The sequence below is a fragment of the Phytohabitans sp. LJ34 genome (assembly GCF_052068095.1).
GTDB lineage: Bacteria > Actinomycetota > Actinomycetes > Mycobacteriales > Micromonosporaceae > Phytohabitans.
In genome coordinates this window covers 67,819-87,892 of record NZ_JBQHDG010000020.1, presented here as the reverse complement: position 1 = coordinate 87,892, position 20,074 = coordinate 67,819, and the positions used below count along the sequence as shown (strand labels likewise).

The following is a 20,074-nucleotide window of genomic DNA, read 5'->3' as shown; positions in this document are numbered from 1 at the left end:
TGCGTCTATCCCTGCCCACGCCGGGACGCGTCCAGCAGCGTGGCGATCTCCTGCTCCGCCGCGTCCTTGCCGACGCCGAGGTCGGAAAGCACACCGCTGCCGTTTTCGTGCTCCAGCAGTGCCAGCAGCAGGTGCTCGGTGCCGATGTAGTTGTGCCCCAGCCGCAGCGCCTCCCGGAAGGTCAGCTCCATGACCTTCTTGCCCTCGCTGTCGTAGGGGATCGGGCCTTCGACCGGGTCGCCGCCCGCCGGCAGGGCCGCGGTCGCCGCCTCCCGGACCCGATCCAGGGGTACACCTTGGGCAACGATCGCCTTGGCCGCCAACGCCTCCGGCTCGGTCAGCAGGCCGAGCACGATGTGTGCCGGTCCGATGGTGGGGTTGGCCGCGGACCGGGCCGCCTCCTGCGACTCGAGGACGACAACGCGGCCGCGGGGCGTGAACCGGCGGAAGCTCTCGTCCGGGTCGATGGTGAACGGCTCGCCCTTTGCCACGAACCGCTTCTGTGCCGCCTGCTTGGTGACCCCCATGCTCTTGCCGATGTCGGTCCACGAGGCGCCCGAGCGGCGGGCCTGGTCGACGAAGTGACCGATCAGGTGGTCGGCGACCTCGCCGAGGTGCTCGGCGGCGAGGACCGCGTCGGTGAGCTGCTCCAGAGGCTCGCTGTGCACGTTTTTGATCGCGGCGATGAGCTCGTCGAGCTTGATGGTTGGCGTCGTCATGCCGTCAACCCTAAGTTGACGCGAGCACATCGTCAACCCTAAGTTGACGATGTCGAGGTGACCATCGCTAGGCGGCGGCACGCGCGAGAGTGGGCACGCCGGGGCCGGTCAGGTGTGGCAGGGCGGTGCTGACGCGGCCGGTGAGCAGCAGGAGCAGTGCGCCGATCGGACCGTCCACCTCGGCCCCCGCCCCGGCGGACCACTCGACGTCGGTGGCGACCAGCCGCACGCCACGCAGCCGCCGGCGAGCCCAGAACGGCCAGCCCATCGACCACACGCGGGATGCGCCGGCGCTCGCGGCGGCCAGCGGCATCGGGTGGGCGCGACCGAGCGGCACCGCGATGTCCTGACCGTGGACGAGGATGTCGAACAGGATGTTGCGGTAGCTGGTGACGACCGGCAGCCGGCGGGAGTCGGCGTGCTCGCGCAGCTCGGCGACCAGGCGTCCGGTCGGCCGGCTCTCGGCGTGCCGCACGGCGACATCGTGGTTGAGCCGGTGGAAGCGGCCGCCCGCCCGCAGCGCCTCCACCGCCATCGTGCGGACGCTCAGCACCTGAGGCGCCATCGCGATGTGTGCGGCGACGTCGCGGACCCGCCAGCCGGCGCAGAGCGACGGCCGCTCCCACTCGTCCGGCGACAGGCCCTCCAGCAGGTCGGCGAGCGCCCGCCGCTGCCCGGCGATCACCCGCCAGCTCTCCTCGCTGTCCATGGCGACCCTCCAGCGCAGAGATTTAGTAAGAATCTCTGACTACTTTAATCAGATACTCTGACCATGTGTCAAGCACACGGCGAGCTGTCAAGGGAGGCCGACCCGTGCCTGACCTGTCCCTCAACGTCGGCCTGCTGCTCTACATCCCCTATCGAGCCATGGAGGCGCGCGTCTTCGAGGCCCTGGCCGCGGCCGGGTTCGACGACTTCACGCCGGCGCAGGCGCGCGTCTTCCAGCGCATCGCGCCCGAGGGCAGCCGGCTGACCGAGCTGGCCGAGCAGGCGCAGATCACCAAGCAGTCGGCCGGCTTTCTCGTCGACCAGCTCGAGCGCGCGGGCTACGTCGAGCGCGTCCCGGATCCCACCGACGCCCGCGCGCGCCTGGTCCGGGTGGCCCCGCGCGGCGCCAAGGCCATCCCGCTGGCGGCGGCCGCCGTCGCCGAGGTCGAGGCGGAGTGGGTCGCGCATCTTGGCGCGCGGCGGATGAGCCAGCTGCGCGGCATCCTGACCCAGCTGCGCGAGATCACCGATCCATACCAGTAAGTCCACTCGCCGGACGGCCAGCCGGCGCGCGGAAACGTCCACCCCCTTTGGGTCGCCCGAATGGCCGGGCGCACGCTCGCAGCCGTCGGCAATCCGACACGGCGAGGCGCTGCGTACAAGACCATTGATCGCTAGTCAAGACTGCTGGCACAAAGTAGCGCCTGCTTCACTCTCCATAGTGATCCGACGCCTTCCAGGTTCCCGCCCGCTATCACGAACGTCCGCACCAACGCCGCCGACATCCTCGCCCAGCTGAGTGCCGCCCAGCCGACCGCCCAGTTCGCGGTCGCCGAGTACAAGGACGTCACAGACGCCGTTCCGTTCCGGGTCAACCAGGCACTGACCGACGACCACGCGGCGGTGCGCGCGGGCATCAACCAGTGGGTGGCCGTCGGTGGAGGCGACCTGCCCGAGGCCAACTTCAACGCGCTCTACAAGCTGGCCACCGGCGCCGTCACGTTCCGGCCGGACAGCACCCGCGTCGTGGTCCTCATCGGGGACGCCCCGTCACACGACCCCAGCGGGGGCCACTCCCTCGCCGACACCTCGGCAGCCCTCCAGGCGGCCGGCATCCGGCTCGTCGCGGTGGACCTGGGCGCGCTGGACGGCGCCGGCCAGTTCAGCAACCTCACCGCCGCGACCGGCGGGGTGCTGCTCGCCGATGTCGCCCGTGACAAGGTCGCCGACGCCGTCCTCGCCGGTATCAGGGCAATCAAGGTCACCGTCACGCCGAAGGTGGTCTCCTGCCCCGCCGGCGTCTCCGTGACCTTCTCCCCCGCCAACCGCACCGTCACGAGTGGCGGCGACGCGACGTTCGCCGAGCACGTCGCGCTCGCCGGCACCGTCCCGGCCGGTACGCACGAGTGCACTGTGGACTTTCTGGTCGACGGTAAGAGCCGCGGGTTCGTCCAGAAGCTCACCGTCGGGGTACCCGGTCTGAGGATCGACGATGTCGAGGTTTCCGAGACGGGCGGCCAGGCGGTCTTCACCGTCGCCCGCACAGGGCCGACCGACAACCCGGTGACCGTCAAGTTTGCCACCGCCAACGGCACCGCGACGGCGCCCGGCGACTACACGGCGGTAAACGGCACGCTCGGCTTCGCCCTGGGCGAGACGACCAAACAGGTCTCCGTGCCGATCAACGACGACGCGGTGAACGAGCCGGACGAGACGTTCGCGGTGCACCTCTCGGCACCTACCGGCGCCGCCATCGTCGACGGTGTCGGCCAGGGCCGGATCCTGGACGACGAGCGGGATGGCTCGTTCTCCTGCCAGGCGACCGCGGTGAAGATCGCGGGTCTGAAGGCGGCCCAGGCCAACCCGGCCGACGTGCCCTGCGCCGACGACGTCGCGACGGTCGCCCAGTCGAGCCTCGGCGCGGGCATCGTCAGCGTCCAGACCAGCCGGCTGGACGCCCGCACCGACCAGACCCCGGACATCCTGAACAGCGCGCCGCCCGCGGTGGGCGACAGTGGCGCCGCGACGGCCCAGGTCGACTCCACGAAAATCATCGCCGGCCTGGTGGTCATCGAGCTCGGTGTGGTCCGGTCGTCGGCGTCGGCGACCTGCGTGGACGGGCCGGGTGGCCTGAAGCCGGCGCTGGCCGGTGCCTCGTCCATCGCCAGCCTGAAGATCAACGGCCTACCGGTAGCCGTGGGCACCGCACCGCTGACGATCCCGCTGGTGGTGGGTTCGCTCCAGCTCAACAGCACCCAGACGAGCGGGGGCACGGTCGTGCGGCGAGCCGTCTTCCTGGACACCCTGCTGACCGACGTGGTAATCGCCGAGTCGAAGGCCAATGTGGAGGGTCAGCCCTGCGAGGCCTGACCTGAAACACCGGACGCGCGGCCCTGGGGAGCTTCGGATCCCGGGGCCGCGCCCGGTAACTGAGCGCTCAGCCAGCCGAAGACGCGCTCGTCGGTGAGCTGGCGGGCGAGCGGCTGGCAGTGGAGGCTGGCCCCCTCCGCCGCCGTGAAGTCGACGAGCTGGGCCCGGTCACCGAGCAGCGCGGCCAACCGCTCCGGCTGCCCGGGCCAGAACTGCTCGCCCTCGGGGTTGGTCACCAGCAGCGGCGTCGCGATCCGGCTGACCGTCTCGTCGTCCAGCGCGTACGTGCGCACCTCGCGGAAGAGGTCGAACCAGTCGTCCCGCGAGCGGTACGCGCGGCTGCGGTACGCCAGCGCGCGGCGTAGCCCCGGCAGCAGCGTGGCGATGCGCATGTCCCGGTTGAACGCCTCCCGCTCGCCCCGGTCGAGCATGCCGCGCATGCTCACGCCGACCGCGTGCATCCACCGCGTCGACACGTCCACGACGCCCGGGTCGGCGACCGCCGCGACGAACCGGTGCTCGTACGCCAGCGCCCGCGGCACCCAGTAGCCACCCTGGCTGATGCCGGACGCGACGAGGCGTTCGCCGTCGACGTCCGGCCGCGCCACGAGCGCGTCGACGACCGGCGTGAGCACGGCCTCCCAGTCCGGCCGGAAGGGCACGCCGCGGTCCAACAGCATCGACTGCTGCCCCGGCCCGTCGTACACGAACGCGTTCCACCCGCGGGCGAGCGCACCGGCGGCGCCGCCGCTCCACAGCCCGCTCAGCGCGCCGTCACTGCCGTTGGTGAGTACGAGCGTCGGCCGCGGGATGCCGGTGGCGTCGGGACGCAGCAGGTAGCCGGGCAGGGTCGTGTCCTCGTACGGCACGTCGACGCGCACGTGGGCGCCACCGAAGGAGTCGACGAACGCGTCCCAGCAGGCCCGGTGCGCGTGGAACGCGCCGAGCAGCCCCTCGTGGTCGTCTCCCTCCGTGTACGCCTCGGCGACGCAAGCCCAGTAGGTGGCGGCGCGCAGGTAGGCCCGTCCGGCGCCGACGACGTCGCCGCGCGACCGCTGGCTTTCGGCCGACACGCGGGCGCGGCGGGCGGTCCGCGTCCACTCGCGCCGCCAGTCGACCCGCCCCTCGATCCGGTCGATCGTGGCGAGCACATCGCCGACTTCACTGCCGCCGTACGCCGCTCGGCCAAGGAGCACCCGGGTCATGTAGTCCAGGTCCCGGTCACGGAAGAAGCCCCGCGAAAAGGCCTGATGCGAAGGCATTTCACCAACCTAGACCCGCACGGGTACGCGGGACGGGCACTTCGGCCGACCCCGTCCTTGACGGGTGAGCGGTCCATAGTTCTATAGTGCTAGTACCCTAGTTAAAGTGAGTAGCCGTGATCGACTTCCATCTGGACCTCCGTTCCGGGGTCTCGCCGTACCAGCAGCTGGTCCAGCAGGTCCAGCGGGCGCTGCGGCTCGGCCTGCTGTCGGTGGGCGACCAGCTGCCGACGGTCAAGGAGGTCGTGTCAAAGCTCGCGATCAACCCCAACACCGTCCTCAAGGCCTACCGCGAGCTGGAGCACCTCGGCCTTGTCACGCCCCGCCCCGGGGTGGGGACGTTCGTGACCCAGTCGCTCGCCGGCGAGTCGCTGGCCGCGCACGAGCCGCTCCGCGTGGAGCTGCGTGCCTGGCTGGCCAAGGCACGTGCCGCGGGCCTCGACGCGGACAGCATCGAGGCCCTGTTCATGACGACCTTTCGAGAGGCCACAGAGGTGACCCGATGACACCGGTCCTGCGTTCCGACGGCCTGACCAAGCGATACGGCCGGCGCGCCGCGCTGACGGAGGCGACGATCACCATTCCCGCCGGGCGGATCGTCGGCCTCGTCGGGCCTAACGGGGCGGGCAAGTCCACCCTGCTCAACCTGACCGCCGGCACCATCAGGCCGACCGCGGGCACGATCGAGGTGCTCGGCGCGCAGCCCGCGGCGAGCGCGGCGCAGCTGGCGAGGGTCGGCTTCGTCGCGCAGGACACACCGGTCTACGCGGGCCTGTCGGTGGCCGACCACCTGCGGCTCGGGGCCCGGCTCAACCCGAAGTGGGACGCCACGCTCGCCCGCCAGCGCATCGAGCAGGTCGGCCTCGACCCGACGCAGAAGGCCGGCCGCCTCTCCGGCGGCCAGCGCGCCCAGCTGGCCCTGACGCTCGCCGCGGCCAAGCGGCCGCAGCTGCTGATCTTCGACGAGCCGGTCTCCGCGCTCGACCCGCTGGCCCGCCGGGCGTTCCTACAGAGCCTGATGGAGTTCGTGGCCGAGCTCGAGGTCAGCGTCATCCTCTCCTCACACCTGCTCGGTGACGTCGAGCGGGTGTGCGACCACCTCGTCGTGCTGGCCGGCTCGCGGGTCCAGCTCGCCGGCGACGTCGAAGACCTGCTGGAAATGCACAAGCGGGTGATCGCGGCCCGTGGCGAGCTCGACGCCCTGCCGCCGGGCATCGAGATCGTCCACGCCGAGCACACCGCCCGCCAGAGCACGCTGGTCGTCAAGGACACGACGGGCATGCTCGCCCAGCTCGTTCCCGAGGCGAGCTTCGAGCGCATCGACCTCGAGGACATGGTCCTCGCCTACCTGACCCGGGCCGCGACCGTCGCGGCCGGCGCCCCCGTCCGCGGCTACGCCGCACAGCCTTTGGAGGCACAACGATGATCTGGCTCACCTGGCGCCAGTTTCGCGGCCAGGCGCTGATCGCGCTCGCCGCCCTCGCCGCGCTCACGATCTTCCTGGTGGCTCTCGGCTTGCGGATCCGGAGTACCTACGACGCCAACGTCACCGACTGCGTCGCGTCCTGCTCCCTCAGCAGTGCCCGCGAGGTGATGGAAGACGCCTATTTCGAGACGCTGCTGCTGTCCGGCTTCCTCGTCGTGCTGGTGCCAGCGATCATCGGCGCGTTCTGGGGCGCACCGCTGGTCGCCCGCGAGGTCGAGACCGGCACCCACCGTCTGGTGTGGAACCAGAGCGTCACCCGCACCCGGTGGCTGGCGGTCAAGCTCGGGTTCGTCGCGCTCGCCGGCATCGCGCTGGCCGGCGCGCTCAGCCTGCTGCTCACCTGGGCGGCCAGCCCGTACGACAAGCTGATCGGCGGCCGCTTCGACCCGCTGCTCTTCCCGACGCGCAACATCGTGCCGCTGGCCTACGCCGCGTTCGCCGTCACCGCCGGCATCGTCATCGGGTTGCTGACCCGCCGCACGATCCCGGCGATGGCCATCACGCTCGCTGTGTTCGCCGCGCTACAGATCCTGGTGCCTACCACCATCCGCCCGCACCTGCGGCCGCCGGTGACCGAGACCGTCGCCTTCACGGCCGACACGAAGGTCTCCGAGTTCAGCGCCGGCACCGACGGCATCAGCATCAGCGGGTACGGAAACGCGGTCCCCGGCTCCTGGATGCTCTCCGGCCGCGTGCCCCTTCTCGACGCTGACGGCAAGCAGGTCGCCCGCGGCCAGATCAACGATTGCTTCAAGGGCGACATCCGCCGTGACATGGCCTGTGTAGCCCAGAAGAACCTGCACTTCACCGTCAAGTACCAGCCAGCCAGCCGGTACTGGACGTTCCAGTGGCTGGAGTTCGGCACCTACCTGCTGCTGGGTGGTCTCCTGGCCGGGTTCGCCTTCTGGCGCATCCGCCGCGGCCTCAGCTGATCCGGTCGCCGGTATGCCAGGCCTCTTCGGTCCGGAAAGACGGGCGCTTCGCCGACTCGTTCGCGCCGCGGTCCCACGGCAGTCTTCAGCCATCGCTTTCAGAAGGATGGTGCGCGTTGACCGCGGTGTACGCCTTGCTGGTGGGTGTGGACACATACCAGGCGGCGGGTGTGCCGGCGCTCCGAGGCTGCCGCAACGACGTCGTGGCCGCCGCCGCGTTCCTCCGCAGCCGGATGGTCCCGGGCACAACGTTGCGTTTGCGGGAGCTGCACGACGAGGCGGCGACCCGGGCCGCGGTGATCGACGGGATCCGGCGGCACCTCGGCCAGGCCCGCCAGGGTGACACCGCCCTGTTCTGGTTCTGTGGCCACGGCTCGGAGATGCCGGTGCCACGACGGTTTCGGCACATCGAGAGCGGCCCGCTCATGCAGACCCTCGTGTGCGCCGACAGCCGCACGCCAGGTGTACCCGACCTGCTCGACAAGGAGCTGTCGGTGCTGCTCGACGAGGTGGCGGAGCGCCGCGCGCACGTCGCGGTCGTGCTGGACAGCTGCCACAGCGCCGGCGCCACCCGCCTCGACCTGGAAAGCCGGGCGCCGGACGTGGGCGTGCGCTGGGTGCCCGGCGTGCCTGCCGCCGAGCTGCCGGAGGTCCTGCTGCCCGAGCTGGGTGGGCGCCCGGCGTCCGCGGTCGGCCGGTCCGAAGTGGAGCATGTGGCGCTCGCGGCCGCGCGGCGGTTCGAGGTGGCGCAGGAGCGGCGGCTGGAGGGCGCCCGGCGCGGGCTGTTCAGCTGGTCGTTGCTGCGGGCGCTCGGCCGCCTCGGCGGCGCGGCGACCTACCGCCAGCTGTTGATCGCCGCACGGACCGACGTCGAGCTGCGGGCCACCTGCCAGGTGCCACAGCTCCACCCGGAGGCCCCGGGGCCGGCCGACCAGCCGTTCCTCGGCGGCGTGATCGCGCCGCCCGGCACCGGGATGCTGATCCGGTACACCCGGTCCGGCTGGGAGCTGGATGCCGGCTCCTGCCACGGCCTGCCGGCGGTGCCCACGGGCGCCGACGTGCTGCGGGTGGCCGAGTCGGGCGTGCGGCCGCCGCGCGAGGCCCGGGTAGTCAGCGTCCTGACCGAGCGCAGCCTGGTGGAGCCGATCGGCTGGTCGCCCGACCAGGAAAGGCAATACCAGGTCGTGCTCTCCCGGGTGCCGCTGCCGCCCACGGCGGTCGCGGTCGGCGGGCGGCCCGGCGACGACCCGGCCGCGGCCGAGCGGGTCCTCGCGGCGCTGCGCACCGCCGGCCCTGGCGGCTGCCCGTCCCCGCACGTACACGTGGTCGACGGGGGTGCGACACCCGAGTTACGGGTAGCCACCCGCCGCCACGCCGCCTGGGTCGAAGGACCGGACGGCGCGGTGATCGGCGGGCAGCTCACCGGCGCGGCCTCGGCTGTGGTGCGGCAGCTGGAGCACATCGCCCGATGGCGGCAGATCCACGCCCTGGACAACCCGACGTCGAGGCTGGCCGGCCTTGTCACGCTGGAGATCGTCCCGGCGGTCCCGGGTCGCCTACCCAGCGACACCGCCGAGTCGCTCGTCGCCGAAAACGGCGAGATCCGGCTGCGGTACACGCGGGAGGGCACCACGTGGGTGCCGCCGAGGATCTTCATCCGCCTGCACAACAGGCACACGCGCCGCCTGTTCTGCGTGCTGCTCGACCTGACGAGCGGCTACCGGGTACACGCGGCGCTGTACTCCGGCGATTTCGTCGACCCCGGGGCCACCGCATGGGCCCGCGGCGGGCGCACGGTGCGCGTCGAGCTGCCCAAGAGCCAGCCGCCGGAGCCCGGCCGCAGCGTCCGCGACGTGCTCAAGCTGCTGGTCGCCGAAGAGCAGTTCGGCTCGGCGCCGTTCGACCTGCCGCCGCTGGGCGAGGCCCGGCCGGCGCGCCGGGGACCGATGGCGCTGCACGGCCTACTCGACCGGCTCGGCCGGATCATCGTCGACCGCGACGACGAGGTGGACGGCGCCGGCGGGTACGACTGGTCCACGCTCACCCTCCCGGTCGTCACCGAGGTGCCGGCCCGGCGCTGACCCATGGAGCTTTCGGGTCGAGGTCGCTTCGTCAGGCACGGCCCCGAACCGCGGGCAGTTCGTCCATAGTGGATTGGACTAATGGAGATTTGAGCTACCGCGACGTCCGCGGTGGTCACCCTCCGTTGCTCCCGCGGCCTTACCCGTCCGCTGTTGGTCGCGGTTACTTCGGCGCCTCCGGCGGGGCCTCGGGCTCCGGCCGGGCCGTCCCCGGCTTGTTTGGTTTCTTGGTGGGTGGTTGCGGTGTTCGCCGTGCCGGCCCACCCTTCCCACTGGTTGCGGCGGTGGCTCAGCATGTGGGCGGCGCCATGATCGTTCGCCTAAAATGGGCGTGACACACCGAAGACAACGCCCTAATCGGGCTAACGATCATGCCGGCCAGCCGTCGCATTCCCGGAGCTCCCACGGGACGGGACCATCGGGTCAGCATGTGGAAGGCGTGGTGATCGTTAGCCCGAAACCTGTGTGACACGCGGGCGAGAATGCGGTTTGCGGGCTAACGATCACCGCGCGCGGTGGGCATCGGGGTTTGCGGAGCCTTGCTTGGCCGGGCCTCAAGCCAGCCAAACCGCCAAAGTCGAGGACCGTTGGATGCCAAGGATCTGGTGGTCCGCGGGCCTGCCGCGAGGGGTGGGAAACGGGGTTCAGATGCCGCGGTGCGCCAGGGCGCTGGCGACGTCGCGGGTGTCGATCCCGGTGAGATGCGCGGTGAAGCCCGGCAGCGGTTTGCGATCCGGGTCGCGCAGCCAGCGGCGCACCGCGTGCACGACGGCGGCGGGCTCCTGTGGCTGCCGGGCGAGCCGGGTGTGCAGGGCGAGGTACACAGTGGACGCCACTCGCGGCGACACCGGGCGCAGCCAGCCGATCACGCCGGCGCAGCCGGTGGCCAGGAAGGCGTCGGCCAATGCCGGAAACGCGGCGCCGGTCGCCGGCAGCACGACAAGCCCGCCACCGGGACGGCAGCGGCCAGCGGCGGCGATCGCCTCGGCGCGCAGCTCGGTGCCGCCCGCGAGCCGCAGCGCCCCGTCCGGACCTTCCGCGCAGGCCAGGTGCAGCAGTGCCGCGCCGCGGCGGGCGAGCACGGCGGACGCGGTGCCTCCGGTGAGGACCTCGGCGCGGGGATAGCAACGCTTCAGCGGCTCCACCTCCGCGGTGGCCCGCTCGCGGTCAGCGCGCGGGTCGACCACGAACACCGGCTCCTCGGTGACCGGCCGCCGCTGGCGCGTTGCCAGGTCGAGCAGTTGGGCGTGGCTGGCGATGGTGGAGACGATCGCGATCCCGGCGGCCGGTGGCCGGTCACCGACGACGAGTGTGCGGCGCGGCAGGCTGCGCTCGGTACCGAGCGACACCCGACCGCTCGCGGCGTGCAGCAGTACCATCCCGGACGGCTGGGGGCAGGCGAGCGCGTCGGCGCCAACCCTCCGCAGCGCGGAGGCGATCTCGGCGAGGGTACGTCGGAAAATGCCGGCGGTGTCCCGGTGGGCGAGGTAGATGCTCAGCCGCAGCAGCAGGGTGAAGGCCGGCGCCGGCAGCGACCGGACATCCGCGGTGGCGGCGCGGACGCTGTCGAGGGCGGCGTCGGCATCGGCGGCCGCGCCAGGGCCGTCGTCGGCGCGGCCGCGCAGCATCAGCGCTACCGCGAGCAGGAGGTGGTCGGTGGCCACGGCCGGGCCGGCGTGCACGACGGTGGTGGCCAACGCGACAAGCTCGTCGGCAGTGTCCACATCGGTCGGTGGCGCGCCGTCGGCCAGCAGGGCACCCGCCGCCGCGCAGGGTTCGGCGTCCGCGCCCAGCCGCTCCCGCAGTGCCTGCCGGAGCGCCTCGGTGTCGGTGACCGGAGCGGCGGGACGGGGGCGTGGCGCGGCCGGTGTCGTGGCCGGGCCGTCCATCACGACGACCGGGCGGTCCAGTGGGTCCATGCCGGCCATCCGGCTGCCCATGGAGAGCAGCGGCCCGCCGCTCTGTTTGCGCAGCCGCTGAAGGGCCTGGGCCGCTCGGGTCACCGTTCCGGGGTCGAAGCCGGGGACGCCGCCGAACATGCTCGCGAGCGCCTCGGCCAGCGTGAGCATCGCCTCGGCGGCGGCGGTGATCTGCGGCCCGAGGCTCGACTCGGCCAGCACCTGCCGGAAGCACTCGGCCGCGCGGCGGGCGTCGTCGGCCTGCTTGCGGCTGCCCTTGCCCGGCCGCACCGCCAGGGTCATCGCCCCCTGGATGAAGCCGCCCGTGACCCGGCTCATGTACAGCTGGCCGAGCATGAGCCGGGCGATGGGCACCATGGCGGGCGGCAGCCGCGGGTAGGCGAGGCCTTCGAGGAGTCGCTCGATCCCCGTCTCCCGGTCGCTCTCCAGGCCGCCGTGCGCCGTGTGCCGCGCCGCGAGCAGCCAGCCAAGCTGCGCCGCGACCATCCCCCTCAGCTCGTCGCCGGGCTCGAAGTAGCCGTACGCCTCGGTGAGCGCCTCGGTCGCCTCCTGGAGGTCCGGCAGGGCCTCGGACTTGCCCGGCCCGGTGCGCCAGTACCGGTCGGCCAGCAGCCGCGCCAGGTCGTGCAGGGTGTGCGTGCGGGCCGGCCCGCGCATGCCCGCGAGCCTGGCACGCAAACCGTCGATGTCCTCGGCCACAGATCCTCCGTCCGCATCATCGTCCCCAGTGGACAAACCCGGCCCAGGCCGCCACCGCGGTCAGGTCCGCGCCGGTCAACTCGGCGCGCAGCTCGTCCGGCATGCCGCTGGGCACCTGGCGGCGCGGGTCGAGCATCCACAGCTGGGCCTCCCGCAGCGCCGCCCACACCGGCCGCCGGCCGGCCATCAGGTAGTGGTGGAACATGAACATCAGGACGGACGTGGCCCGGTCCGGCACGCTCCACTGGGTGGACAGCACCGAACGCACGCCCGCGGCGAGGAAGGCGGTGCCCAGGCTGTACGCCTCGTCGTAGCCGCTGATGGTGCGCCCGGTGCGGCAGGCCGCGAGCACGACGAGCCCGATGGCCCGCTCGGGGTTTCGGGCCATCACCGCGCCCAGCGTCTCCGCGGCCAGGCGGTCACCGCCGGCCAGCAGCAGGTATCCGGTGCCGGCCCTGGCGGACGTGAACCCGTGGCAGGCCAGGTGCAGCATCGCCCCGGCCGCCGGACCGGTCGCGGTGAGCCAGGCTCGCACCTCGTCGGCCCCGCCCGAGCCCGAAGGGCTCTTGCTGCCGTCGGGCCGGCGCCCGATGTAGCGGGCTCCCGGGTAGAACGCACGCCGGATCGCGTGTGCCTCGGCTCGCGCGGCGAGCAGGTCGCGCGACGGGTCGCCGGTGTCCGGGTCGCCGACGATGAGGCCGGTCGGTGCGAGCGGCACCGGCGCCAGCGTGGCGGCGTGGCACAGCATCCGCGCCGAGACCGCCTGCGAGATCGCGACAAGCTCGACGGCATACCGGCCGTCCGGGTGGCGGGCCGCCTGCCACGGGATGAGCGCGAGATTGCCCATGGGCACCAGCACCACGCGCGGCGGGCGACCGTCAGCTCGCCGAGGGAGCCGGGGAAGGTACTGCTCGACCAGCGGACCCATCGCCGCGCGCCAGGCCCAGCGGCACAAGGCGTCGAGGCTGTCGGTGAACGCGTCGTCGGCGTCGTCGTCCGCTTCCATGTCGCGGTCGGGGTCGCCGCGCGAGGCCCGGCGGGCGGCGGCGTTCAGGTACCGCTCGACGTCCAGGTCTCCGTCGGGCTGGAGGTTGGGCAGCGGGATGTAGCCGGGCCGGCCATCGGCCGGCGCGATCACCGCCCAGCCGGGCAGACCCGGCACCAGGTAGACGAGCGCGTCGGCGTCGAGGGTGTGCAGCGCTTCGCGGATCTCGTCCAGGCCCGGCGGGTCGAGCACGGCCGGCGAGCCCTGCTCGGTGAGGACCGCGAGCGCGTCGCGGCGAAGGACTGTGGGCAGTTGGTCGGGGTCGCCGGAGGCCACCGCGGCGTCCCAGCGGTCGGCCAGTGCCGCCCGTCCGGCCATCCGCAGCCGTGTGCCGACCGTGCCCACCTCGGTCGCGGCGAAGAGGGCGAGGCCGCGCCCGGCGTCCAGGGCCGTGATCGCGTCGGCCGGCTCACCGGCCTGTAGGCACCAGCGCGCGGTGTCGACGGCCGAGCGGGCGGCGTCGGCGGCCGCGACCGTCGCGGCCGCCAGGTCCGACTGCAACATCACCCGGAACGCGTGGCCGCGCATCGCGTCGAGGCCGGTGCGGTGCGGCGGTGCCGAGGTGCCGAGCCGCTGCTGGACGCCGGAGAGCATGTCGCCTATCCAGGACCACTGTGGATGGTGCGGGCCACCGGCCAGCTCGCGTGCCTCCGTCAGCAACGTGACGGCCTCGTCGAGCCCGGCGATCGAGTTGGTCACCTCGGTCCGCCGGAAGATCGCCAGCGCCAGGCCGGCCAGGTGGAACGGCCGGCGTGTGTCGTCCGGGCCGCTGAGGCGGAGCGCCTCGCGAAGCGAGACGATGGCTGCCTCGATCTTGCCGACGTCGGTCTCCTCGCCGTCGCGGAGCAGCATCGCGGCGGCGTGCGTGTGGCGCAGCACCGGATCCGCCTCGCCCGGTCCCGTCGACTGTCCGCCCGATGGCACGCCGCGCAGATCGGCGGCCATGGAAAGCGCCTCCAGCGCCGCCACCCGCACCGGATCGTCGGGCGGTAGGTGCTCGGCCGCCTCCCGGACGCGGCCCATCGGCTCGGTCAGGTCGTCGCCGCGCTGGTTGGCCGCCATCAACTCGGTGGTCGCCGCCACCAGGTCGGTCAGCCGCTGGGCGAGGGGGTGCGTCGCCATGCCACCCATGGACCGCAGGCGTTCGAACTGCTCCGGCAGCCGGCGGAGCGCCGACTCGTCGCCCTCGTGCATGGCGGCCATGAACGCGAGACCTTGCCGCGCCGCCTCGAGAAGCGGCGCGGCCGGTGCGTCCGCACCCGCTTCGGCGGCGAGCTTCTCCAGCTCGGCCATCGCCTCGCGGGGGTCGGCGACCCGGTCCTCGGCCGCCGCGACAAGCAACGCCACCGCCCGCGCGGCGGCGCGCGTGCTGGTCCACTTCGGACTGGCGGGCGGGTCGCTCTCGGCCACCGCGAGGACGCTTTCCAAGCGGCGCAGCCGCGCCATGTCCAGCTTGGGCTCGCGGACCATGGCGCCGAGAAGCGCGGCCGCCAGCCGGCCACGGCCGGGCAGGGCGGCCGGCAGCCGGTGCAGCCCCGAGGCCGCCGCGTCGAGGTCGCCGTCTCCGGACGCGGCCAGCGCGATGTCCGCGTACCGGCGCAGGAGGTCGTCGCGCTCGTCCGTCGCGCGGGTCACCAGACCGGCCTTGTCTTGAACTCGACCGGACCCGCGTCCATCTGGAACGAGCCGTCCGGGTAGAGCACCGGCCGTGCCTCGCTGCCCGGCGCCGAGTACCGCTCCACGTGCCGCACCGATATCCGGTCGGCGGTGCGGAGGTCGACGAGCGCGATCACCACCCAGTACGCGTAGCGGTTGCGGCTGTGCAGCGGTACCTGGACCTGTGACCCGTCACCGTTGTCGACCTCGACGAAGGCGTGGAAGCTGGCGAACGAGCCGAACCCGTTCTCCACGGCGGAGTACGCGCAGATCAGCACGTAGCGGAAGTGTGCGGTGCGGCTTATCTCGACCGTCTCCCGCCCGCGCTGGTCGCCGGAGGTGAGGCAGATGTACGGCGCCGCGTGCAGCGATCCCTGCTGCCGGTAGTAGCAGGCTCCGCCGCGCCCGGCACCGTCCACATAGAGCGCGTAGAGGTCGAGATCCTTGCTGCGCCTGCTCCAGTTGAGCGACGCCCGGAAGGTGTCGCCGGCGCGGGCCACCGCGGCGTGCTCGCCGCGGTCGAGCGACACGCTGCCGACGATCAGCCCCGCTGTCGCCGTCCGCTGCGCCGGCACTGCTCCGGCGGTCGCCGGTGGCGGGGCGAGCGCGGCCAGGTAGGTGGTGAGGCGCCGCTGCAACGGCCCGCCCGGCTCGGCCCGGAACCGGGTGGCCAGGTGTGCGGCGGACGCGAGCCCGTAGCCGGCCCGCCGGCAGCGCCACTCGCCCGCCGTATCCCGGACGAGCTCCGCGACCACCACCACCGGGTCACCCGGATCGGTGTGGACGGTGAAGGAGGTGCCGGCGATGTCGAGCCGGGCCTCGGCCGGTGCGTCGAGCCCGCGCAGCAGGCCGATCGCGATGCGGCGGACGCCATCGCCGCCGGCCGCCGGCACCACCCGCATCGAGGCCTCGCCGCATCGCACCGCGCCGGACGGGTGCGCCGGCATGCCGGGGAATACCAGGTCGAACTCCGACATCACCCGGCCGCGTCCGTCGAGCAGCAACGCGAACGGCCGCACCGGTCCGGCCGGGACGGGCAGCGTGACGTCGACGGAGTCACCGGCCAGCGGGAGCGCGGGCACGGACGTCAGCCCGTTCCGCCGCGGTGCGGTCACGCTAGTACCCCGCCTGCCCGGAGCTGGCGCCACCGAACCACGCGAACAGGCAGCCCACCATCGTGAGCAGGACCGCGGCGGTGAGCAGGCCGACCACGGCGACACCGCCCACGTATACCGCGTGCCGCCAGCGCTGGTAGGGGTTGAAGGTGTTCATGTCAGCTCACTCCGTACCGGCCGAGGGTCCACATGAGAAGGTCGCGCACGTTGTCGTCGGTGTCGCCGCCGGTGAACCGCGCCGTGGTGTGGAAGTAGCGCACCTCGCCGAAGGCCTTGGTGATGGCGCGGACCATGTTGCCCATGCCGACCCGCTCGTTGAGCCAGCCGCGGACCGCGTCACTGCCGTCGCCGAGCTCACCGCAGATCGGGATGCCGGCGGTGAGGTCGCTCTTGGTGACCGCCACGGCCAGCGCCTTCTTCCGCGGCTGCACACCCATGCCCTCCAGGCTCTGCACCACCTGCGAGAAGATGAAGTCCGGTGGTCGCGCGGACCGGACCGGCAGATAGCGGCTCTGGGCGCCGGCGTCGAGCGAGTCCCACACGTCCGGGATCGCCAGCGGATCGACGACGAACACGAACGCGTCGGCGATCCGCATGAAACGCAGCTCGTGCAGCAGCGCCGAGTCGTTGAGCCGCTCGCCCGGCGGGTCGTAGATGTGCACGAGGCGCCGCACTTTCCCGCCGTTGAGGTTGAACGAGAAGCCCCGCATGGCGTCCTGGGCCAGCGTCTTGTCGGTGCCGCCCTTCTTGCGCAGGCTTTCCTGTAGGTCGGCGAGCCGGCGTTTGGTCTCCTGGTCGGCCGGCTCGGCGTGCATGCCGGGCATCGGGTGACCGTCCACAAGGGTGGCCGCGAGCGCGAGCATCATGCGGGTCTTGCCCGCCGTGGTCGCGCCGACCATGGGCACCACTATCTCCCGCGCGGTGCCGGCGCCCTCGGCCAGCGGTGCGCCGCACACCTGGTTGGAGCAGTACGCCGTCATCCGGTGGCTGCCGAGCAGCAGCAGCGTCGGCATCCGGTGGCCACATGCGCAGACCCGGCGCAGCAGCCCGTACTTGCCGGGCCGCACGTCGTGATGCCGCGTGCCGCACCCCGGACACTCGTACGCCGGGTAGACCACGCGGTTGTGGCAGGTCGGGCAGCTCAGCTTGATCCCGCGCAGGTACGACAGACCGGCGTCCAGCCCGCGCAGCAGGTAGAGCACCGTCTTGGCGAGGACGAAGAGCAGCCCCCAGATCGCCAGCTCGCCGACAATCACCAATCCCATGACCGCGGCGGTGATCAGCGAGCTCACGACGAGACCGGCGCCGAACAGCACGCCGATCGCCCGCCAGTAGTTGTTTTTGCCGTACCCGAAGAACTTGGCCTTGAGCCAGTCGCGCCGCTTGCGGGCCTGGAGCCGCATCTCCTCCCAGGACAGCCGGACGACCTGCTTGAGGTCTCGGCCCGCGGGTCCGGAGAGGTAGTGCACGTACGCCGGCTCGCCCGGCCCGGTCATGCTCGGTGCCGGCACGGCGACGGCCTGGCCGGGCGACAGGACACCCAGCGCGCGGCCGCTGGCCCGCATGTAGGCGCTCACGTAGAGGACCAGGAAGACGGCGCTGGTCACGACCACCAGCGGGACGCTCAGGACCATGAAGACGGTGGCGACCAGCGCCCACCACATGAGCAGGAGAAACAGATAGAACATCGGATGTTGCCCTCCCGACAAACAGGCTCAGTGCCGCCGACGCGGCAGGAAGCGTCCGAGCCCGCGCGGCACCCGTGACTCCCGCCATTGCGTGTAGTACTTCGCCAGGTTCTTGTTGTCGGAGCCGCCGACCCACTTGTCCAGCTGGTCGAGGTCGCGCGACTTCCACCGCGCCACCGTCGCGGTCAGCACCTCGTTGAGCTCCTTCACGAGCGCCGGCTGCACGCGGGACAGCAGCACGCACGTTTCGAACACGGTCGTGGCCAGTGCCAGGTCGGGCGGTCGCCGGCGCAGGGTCTCGGTCAGCCGCTCGCGGTATCTGACCCGGAGGGCCCCGGGCATCCGCGGCAGCAGGTCGGCCAGCGGCTGCGCGTCAAGCCCGAGCAGCACCGGCGGGAGCTGCGCCTCGAGCCAACCGCGCACCAGCGGCTCGCTGCGCTGCATCTGGTCGAGCGCCTTGCGTACGAGCTCGGTCAGCTGCCGGCCGCGCGCGGCGCCCGTCTGCTGCACCAGCTTTCGCGCCCGCCGGATGCCGAGCGCGTGGGCGGCGGCCGCGGCGGAGATGTCGTCGGTGAGCTTTCGATCCACCACGAAGTCGCAGAGGGCGTAGTACTCCCGCCACTGCCCGTTCGGCGCGTCCGGCCGGCGCAGCACCTGGTCGAGCCGGTCGACCATGGCCGGCGACTCCCAGAACCGCTCCGGCACGCGGCGCACGACCTCGACCGCGTCTTCGACGCTCCACTCCTCCGGCCACAGCGCGCCGAGCACCGCGCGATCCGGCAGGTCGGTCTCGCAGAGCCGCAACAGCGTTGGTATCCGCCGCTCCGGCTCGCGTGCGGCCCGGGCCACCATGAGCAGCCGGCGCAGCCGCGGGTACGCGGCCAGCTCCTCCTGCGACACCGTGCCGTCGAGCTTCGTGGCGACGGCCAGGACCGCGGCCTCCCTGGTGGACAGTGCGTCGCCGAGCGCGGTGAGCATGCCGCGGCGCAGCGCGGGCACCTTGCCGAGCACCTGGGGCAGCGGCTCGTCGGGGCGGTCCAGCAGCATCGGCGCGACAAGCTCGCGGCCGTAGCCCTCCAGGTCGCCGCGATCGAGCGGCAGCTCCGCGCGGACGGCCACGGTCAGCAGCGCCAGCGCCTCCGGGAGCTGACCGGCCCGGGTCAGCCTGGCGGTGACGAGGCCGGTGGCGTGCCGGATGGCCGCCTCGGTCACGGGCCGCGGAAGGTCCGCCGGTGCCGCGGAAGGATCGCGTACCAGCAGGTTGAACGCGCAGATCTCGGCCGCCGCGCGGAGATTGTCGTCGCGCACCGCCGCGGCGACCTGGATCAGGGCGATGCTCTGCGGCACGGTGATGGCGTCGTGGTCCAGGCAGCGTTCGGCGACGTCGACCACCAGGCCCGGCTCCAGCCTGCCCGTGTTGGCCGGCAGCCAGTCCACAACCGCGGCCAGGTCGTCCGCGCTCACCGGCAGGTCGGCGCAGAGCGCACCAGCGGCCGCCAGCGGGTACCAGCCGGCGAAGTCGCGCTCCTGGCCGGAAGCGAGCGGCGCGGCGAGCGTCCACACGGTCTGCATGGCCTCCGGGCCCAGGGCGGTCAGCAGCTCGGCCATCGGGTGGCTGGCGCCGTCGGAGGCGTGGCCGTCGACGAAATCGAAGAGGCGATAGCTGCGCAGGGCCGACTCGTCCGCCACGAAGTCGGTCTCCGGGACGGTGCCCACCAGGTGCTCACCACCCCGCCCGGGACGGAAGCTGTAGGTGGCGAAGGACAGGCGCCGGGCCATGGGCGGCGGCAGCAGGTGGCAGATCGCGGCGATCCAGCGCGCGACCCGCTCGCTGTCCGCCTCCAGGAGGATCACCGGCCGGTCGCCGGTGGCGATCGCCCGCTCGACCGCGGTCAGCATCCGCGGCAGCCAGCCGAGCCGCCCGCTCTGCTGGAGGAACGCGTCGGTCGAAGCCCGGCCGAACGGGGCCGACGGCACGGCGTCCACTTCGGACAGCTGGGTGTGGCTGGACTCGGAGCGGGCCCAGAAGGCGGCCCGCCAGAAGTCGATCGGCAGCGCGCCGCCGAGGTCGCGCCCCGCCGAAGCGAGGCTGATGGCGTGCACGAAGTAGTTTCCGAAGCGGTGCGAGTAGTCGGTGCCGACGAAGGCGGTGTTGGCCAGGATCGACGGCTCGCCATCCTCGCCGGGCAGATAACAGAGGTTGACCGGGCACCCGGCGATCTGCTCGGCGGTCGGCTGGTAGCCGAGCGAACGCGGCGGCTCGTAGGACGTCGACTGCTCGACCCGGCGCAGCACCGCGTCGTCGATGCCCGGAGTGGCGGCGTTGAACTGAAAGCCGGGGTAGCCGGCCAGACCCACCTCGCAGGAGGTGTAGTACATCTGCGGCACGCCCAT

15 protein-coding genes are annotated in these 20,074 nt (G+C 72.5%); 6 read left to right on the top strand and 9 right to left on the bottom strand.

Annotated features, from left to right (window positions below; genetic code table 11):
- Positions 1–5: 5 nt before the first annotated feature.
- Positions 6–719: a Clp protease N-terminal domain-containing protein gene (locus ACTMTJ_RS31825; protein WP_441222340.1), complete on the bottom strand. Its 714-nt coding sequence runs from the start codon at positions 717–719 to the stop codon at positions 6–8.
- 67 nt (positions 720–786) lie between these two features.
- Entirely contained in the window at positions 787–1,428 is a 642-nt protein-coding gene (locus ACTMTJ_RS31820; RefSeq protein ID WP_441222339.1) for a maleylpyruvate isomerase family mycothiol-dependent enzyme, read from the bottom strand.
- A gap of 104 nt (positions 1,429–1,532) precedes the next feature.
- Here ACTMTJ_RS31820 and ACTMTJ_RS31815 point away from each other — a divergent pair, with 104 nt between their 5' ends.
- Complete coding sequence (locus ACTMTJ_RS31815; RefSeq protein WP_441222338.1) at positions 1,533–1,970, top strand: MarR family winged helix-turn-helix transcriptional regulator; 438 nt, start codon at positions 1,533–1,535, stop codon at positions 1,968–1,970.
- A gap of 141 nt (positions 1,971–2,111) precedes the next feature.
- On the top strand, positions 2,112–3,797 hold the full coding sequence (locus ACTMTJ_RS31810) for a Calx-beta domain-containing protein (RefSeq protein WP_441222467.1): 1,686 nt from the start codon (positions 2,112–2,114) through the stop codon (positions 3,795–3,797).
- On the opposite strand, the gene ACTMTJ_RS31805 is transcribed toward ACTMTJ_RS31810, so the two are convergent.
- Positions 3,779–5,059: an alpha/beta hydrolase family protein gene (locus ACTMTJ_RS31805; protein ID WP_441222337.1), complete on the bottom strand. Its 1,281-nt coding sequence runs from the start codon at positions 5,057–5,059 to the stop codon at positions 3,779–3,781. The two genes, ACTMTJ_RS31810 and ACTMTJ_RS31805, sit on opposite strands and share 19 nt — an antisense overlap.
- A gap of 116 nt (positions 5,060–5,175) precedes the next feature.
- Between ACTMTJ_RS31805 and ACTMTJ_RS31800 the strand changes: the two genes are divergently transcribed.
- The 4 genes from ACTMTJ_RS31800 to ACTMTJ_RS31785 all read left to right on the top strand — a co-directional run bounded on the left by ACTMTJ_RS31800 (position 5,176) and on the right by ACTMTJ_RS31785 (position 9,558).
- Entirely contained in the window at positions 5,176–5,565 is a 390-nt protein-coding gene (locus tag ACTMTJ_RS31800) for a GntR family transcriptional regulator (protein WP_441222336.1), read from the top strand.
- A complete protein-coding gene (locus ACTMTJ_RS31795) occupies positions 5,562–6,485 on the top strand; it encodes an ABC transporter ATP-binding protein (RefSeq protein ID WP_441222335.1) in 924 nt (307 codons plus the stop codon). The genes ACTMTJ_RS31800 and ACTMTJ_RS31795 overlap by 4 nt, the downstream gene beginning before the upstream one ends.
- Entirely contained in the window at positions 6,482–7,477 is a 996-nt protein-coding gene (locus tag ACTMTJ_RS31790) for an ABC transporter permease subunit (RefSeq protein ID WP_441222334.1), read from the top strand. Before ACTMTJ_RS31795 ends, ACTMTJ_RS31790 begins: the two co-directional genes overlap by 4 nt.
- Before the next feature lie 125 nt (positions 7,478–7,602).
- Entirely contained in the window at positions 7,603–9,558 is a 1,956-nt protein-coding gene (locus ACTMTJ_RS31785) for a caspase family protein (protein WP_441222466.1), read from the top strand.
- A 644-nt stretch (positions 9,559–10,202) separates the two neighbouring features.
- Here the strand turns inward: ACTMTJ_RS31785 and ACTMTJ_RS31780 are convergent.
- From ACTMTJ_RS31780 to ACTMTJ_RS31755, 6 genes are read right to left on the bottom strand one after another with little or no spacing between them, the layout of a single operon-like run.
- Positions 10,203–12,176, bottom strand: a complete 1,974-nt coding sequence (locus tag ACTMTJ_RS31780) for a hypothetical protein (RefSeq protein WP_441222333.1) — start codon at positions 12,174–12,176, stop codon at positions 10,203–10,205.
- Between the two features lie 16 nt (positions 12,177–12,192).
- Positions 12,193–14,856 (bottom strand): CHAT domain-containing protein, encoded by a 2,664-nt coding sequence (locus ACTMTJ_RS31775; protein WP_441222332.1) that lies wholly within the window; start codon positions 14,854–14,856, stop codon positions 12,193–12,195.
- Entirely contained in the window at positions 14,853–15,992 is a 1,140-nt protein-coding gene (locus tag ACTMTJ_RS31770) for a hypothetical protein (RefSeq protein WP_441222331.1), read from the bottom strand. Before ACTMTJ_RS31770 ends, ACTMTJ_RS31775 begins: the two co-directional genes overlap by 4 nt.
- A 1-nt stretch (position 15,993) precedes the next feature.
- Positions 15,994–16,149 (bottom strand): hypothetical protein, encoded by a 156-nt coding sequence (locus tag ACTMTJ_RS31765; RefSeq protein WP_441222330.1) that lies wholly within the window; start codon positions 16,147–16,149, stop codon positions 15,994–15,996.
- A 1-nt stretch (position 16,150) separates the two neighbouring features.
- Positions 16,151–17,680: a TRAFAC clade GTPase domain-containing protein gene (locus tag ACTMTJ_RS31760; RefSeq protein ID WP_441222329.1), complete on the bottom strand. Its 1,530-nt coding sequence runs from the start codon at positions 17,678–17,680 to the stop codon at positions 16,151–16,153.
- 27 nt (positions 17,681–17,707) lie between these two features.
- Positions 17,708–20,074 (bottom strand): GTPase-associated protein 1-related protein, encoded by a 2,367-nt coding sequence (locus tag ACTMTJ_RS31755; RefSeq protein ID WP_441222328.1) that lies wholly within the window; start codon positions 20,072–20,074, stop codon positions 17,708–17,710.

Bases quoted from the DNA above. Each gene is read 5' to 3' on its own strand.
- ACTMTJ_RS31755 (WP_441222328.1), bottom strand. From the start codon at position 20,074: ATGGGCGTGCCGCAGATGTACTACACCTCCTGCGAGGTGGGTCTGGCC.
- ACTMTJ_RS31805 (WP_441222337.1), bottom strand. From the start codon at position 5,059: ATGCCTTCGCATCAGGCCTTTTCGCGGGGCTTCTTCCGTGACCGGGAC.
- ACTMTJ_RS31765 (WP_441222330.1), bottom strand. From the start codon at position 16,149: ATGAACACCTTCAACCCCTACCAGCGCTGGCGGCACGCGGTATACGTG.
- ACTMTJ_RS31825 (WP_441222340.1), bottom strand. From the start codon at position 719: ATGACGACGCCAACCATCAAGCTCGACGAGCTCATCGCCGCGATCAAA.
- ACTMTJ_RS31790 (WP_441222334.1), top strand. From the start codon at position 6,482: ATGATCTGGCTCACCTGGCGCCAGTTTCGCGGCCAGGCGCTGATCGCG.
- ACTMTJ_RS31760 (WP_441222329.1), bottom strand. From the start codon at position 17,680: ATGTTCTATCTGTTTCTCCTGCTCATGTGGTGGGCGCTGGTCGCCACC.
- ACTMTJ_RS31820 (WP_441222339.1), bottom strand. From the start codon at position 1,428: ATGGACAGCGAGGAGAGCTGGCGGGTGATCGCCGGGCAGCGGCGGGCG.
- ACTMTJ_RS31795 (WP_441222335.1), top strand. From the start codon at position 5,562: ATGACACCGGTCCTGCGTTCCGACGGCCTGACCAAGCGATACGGCCGG.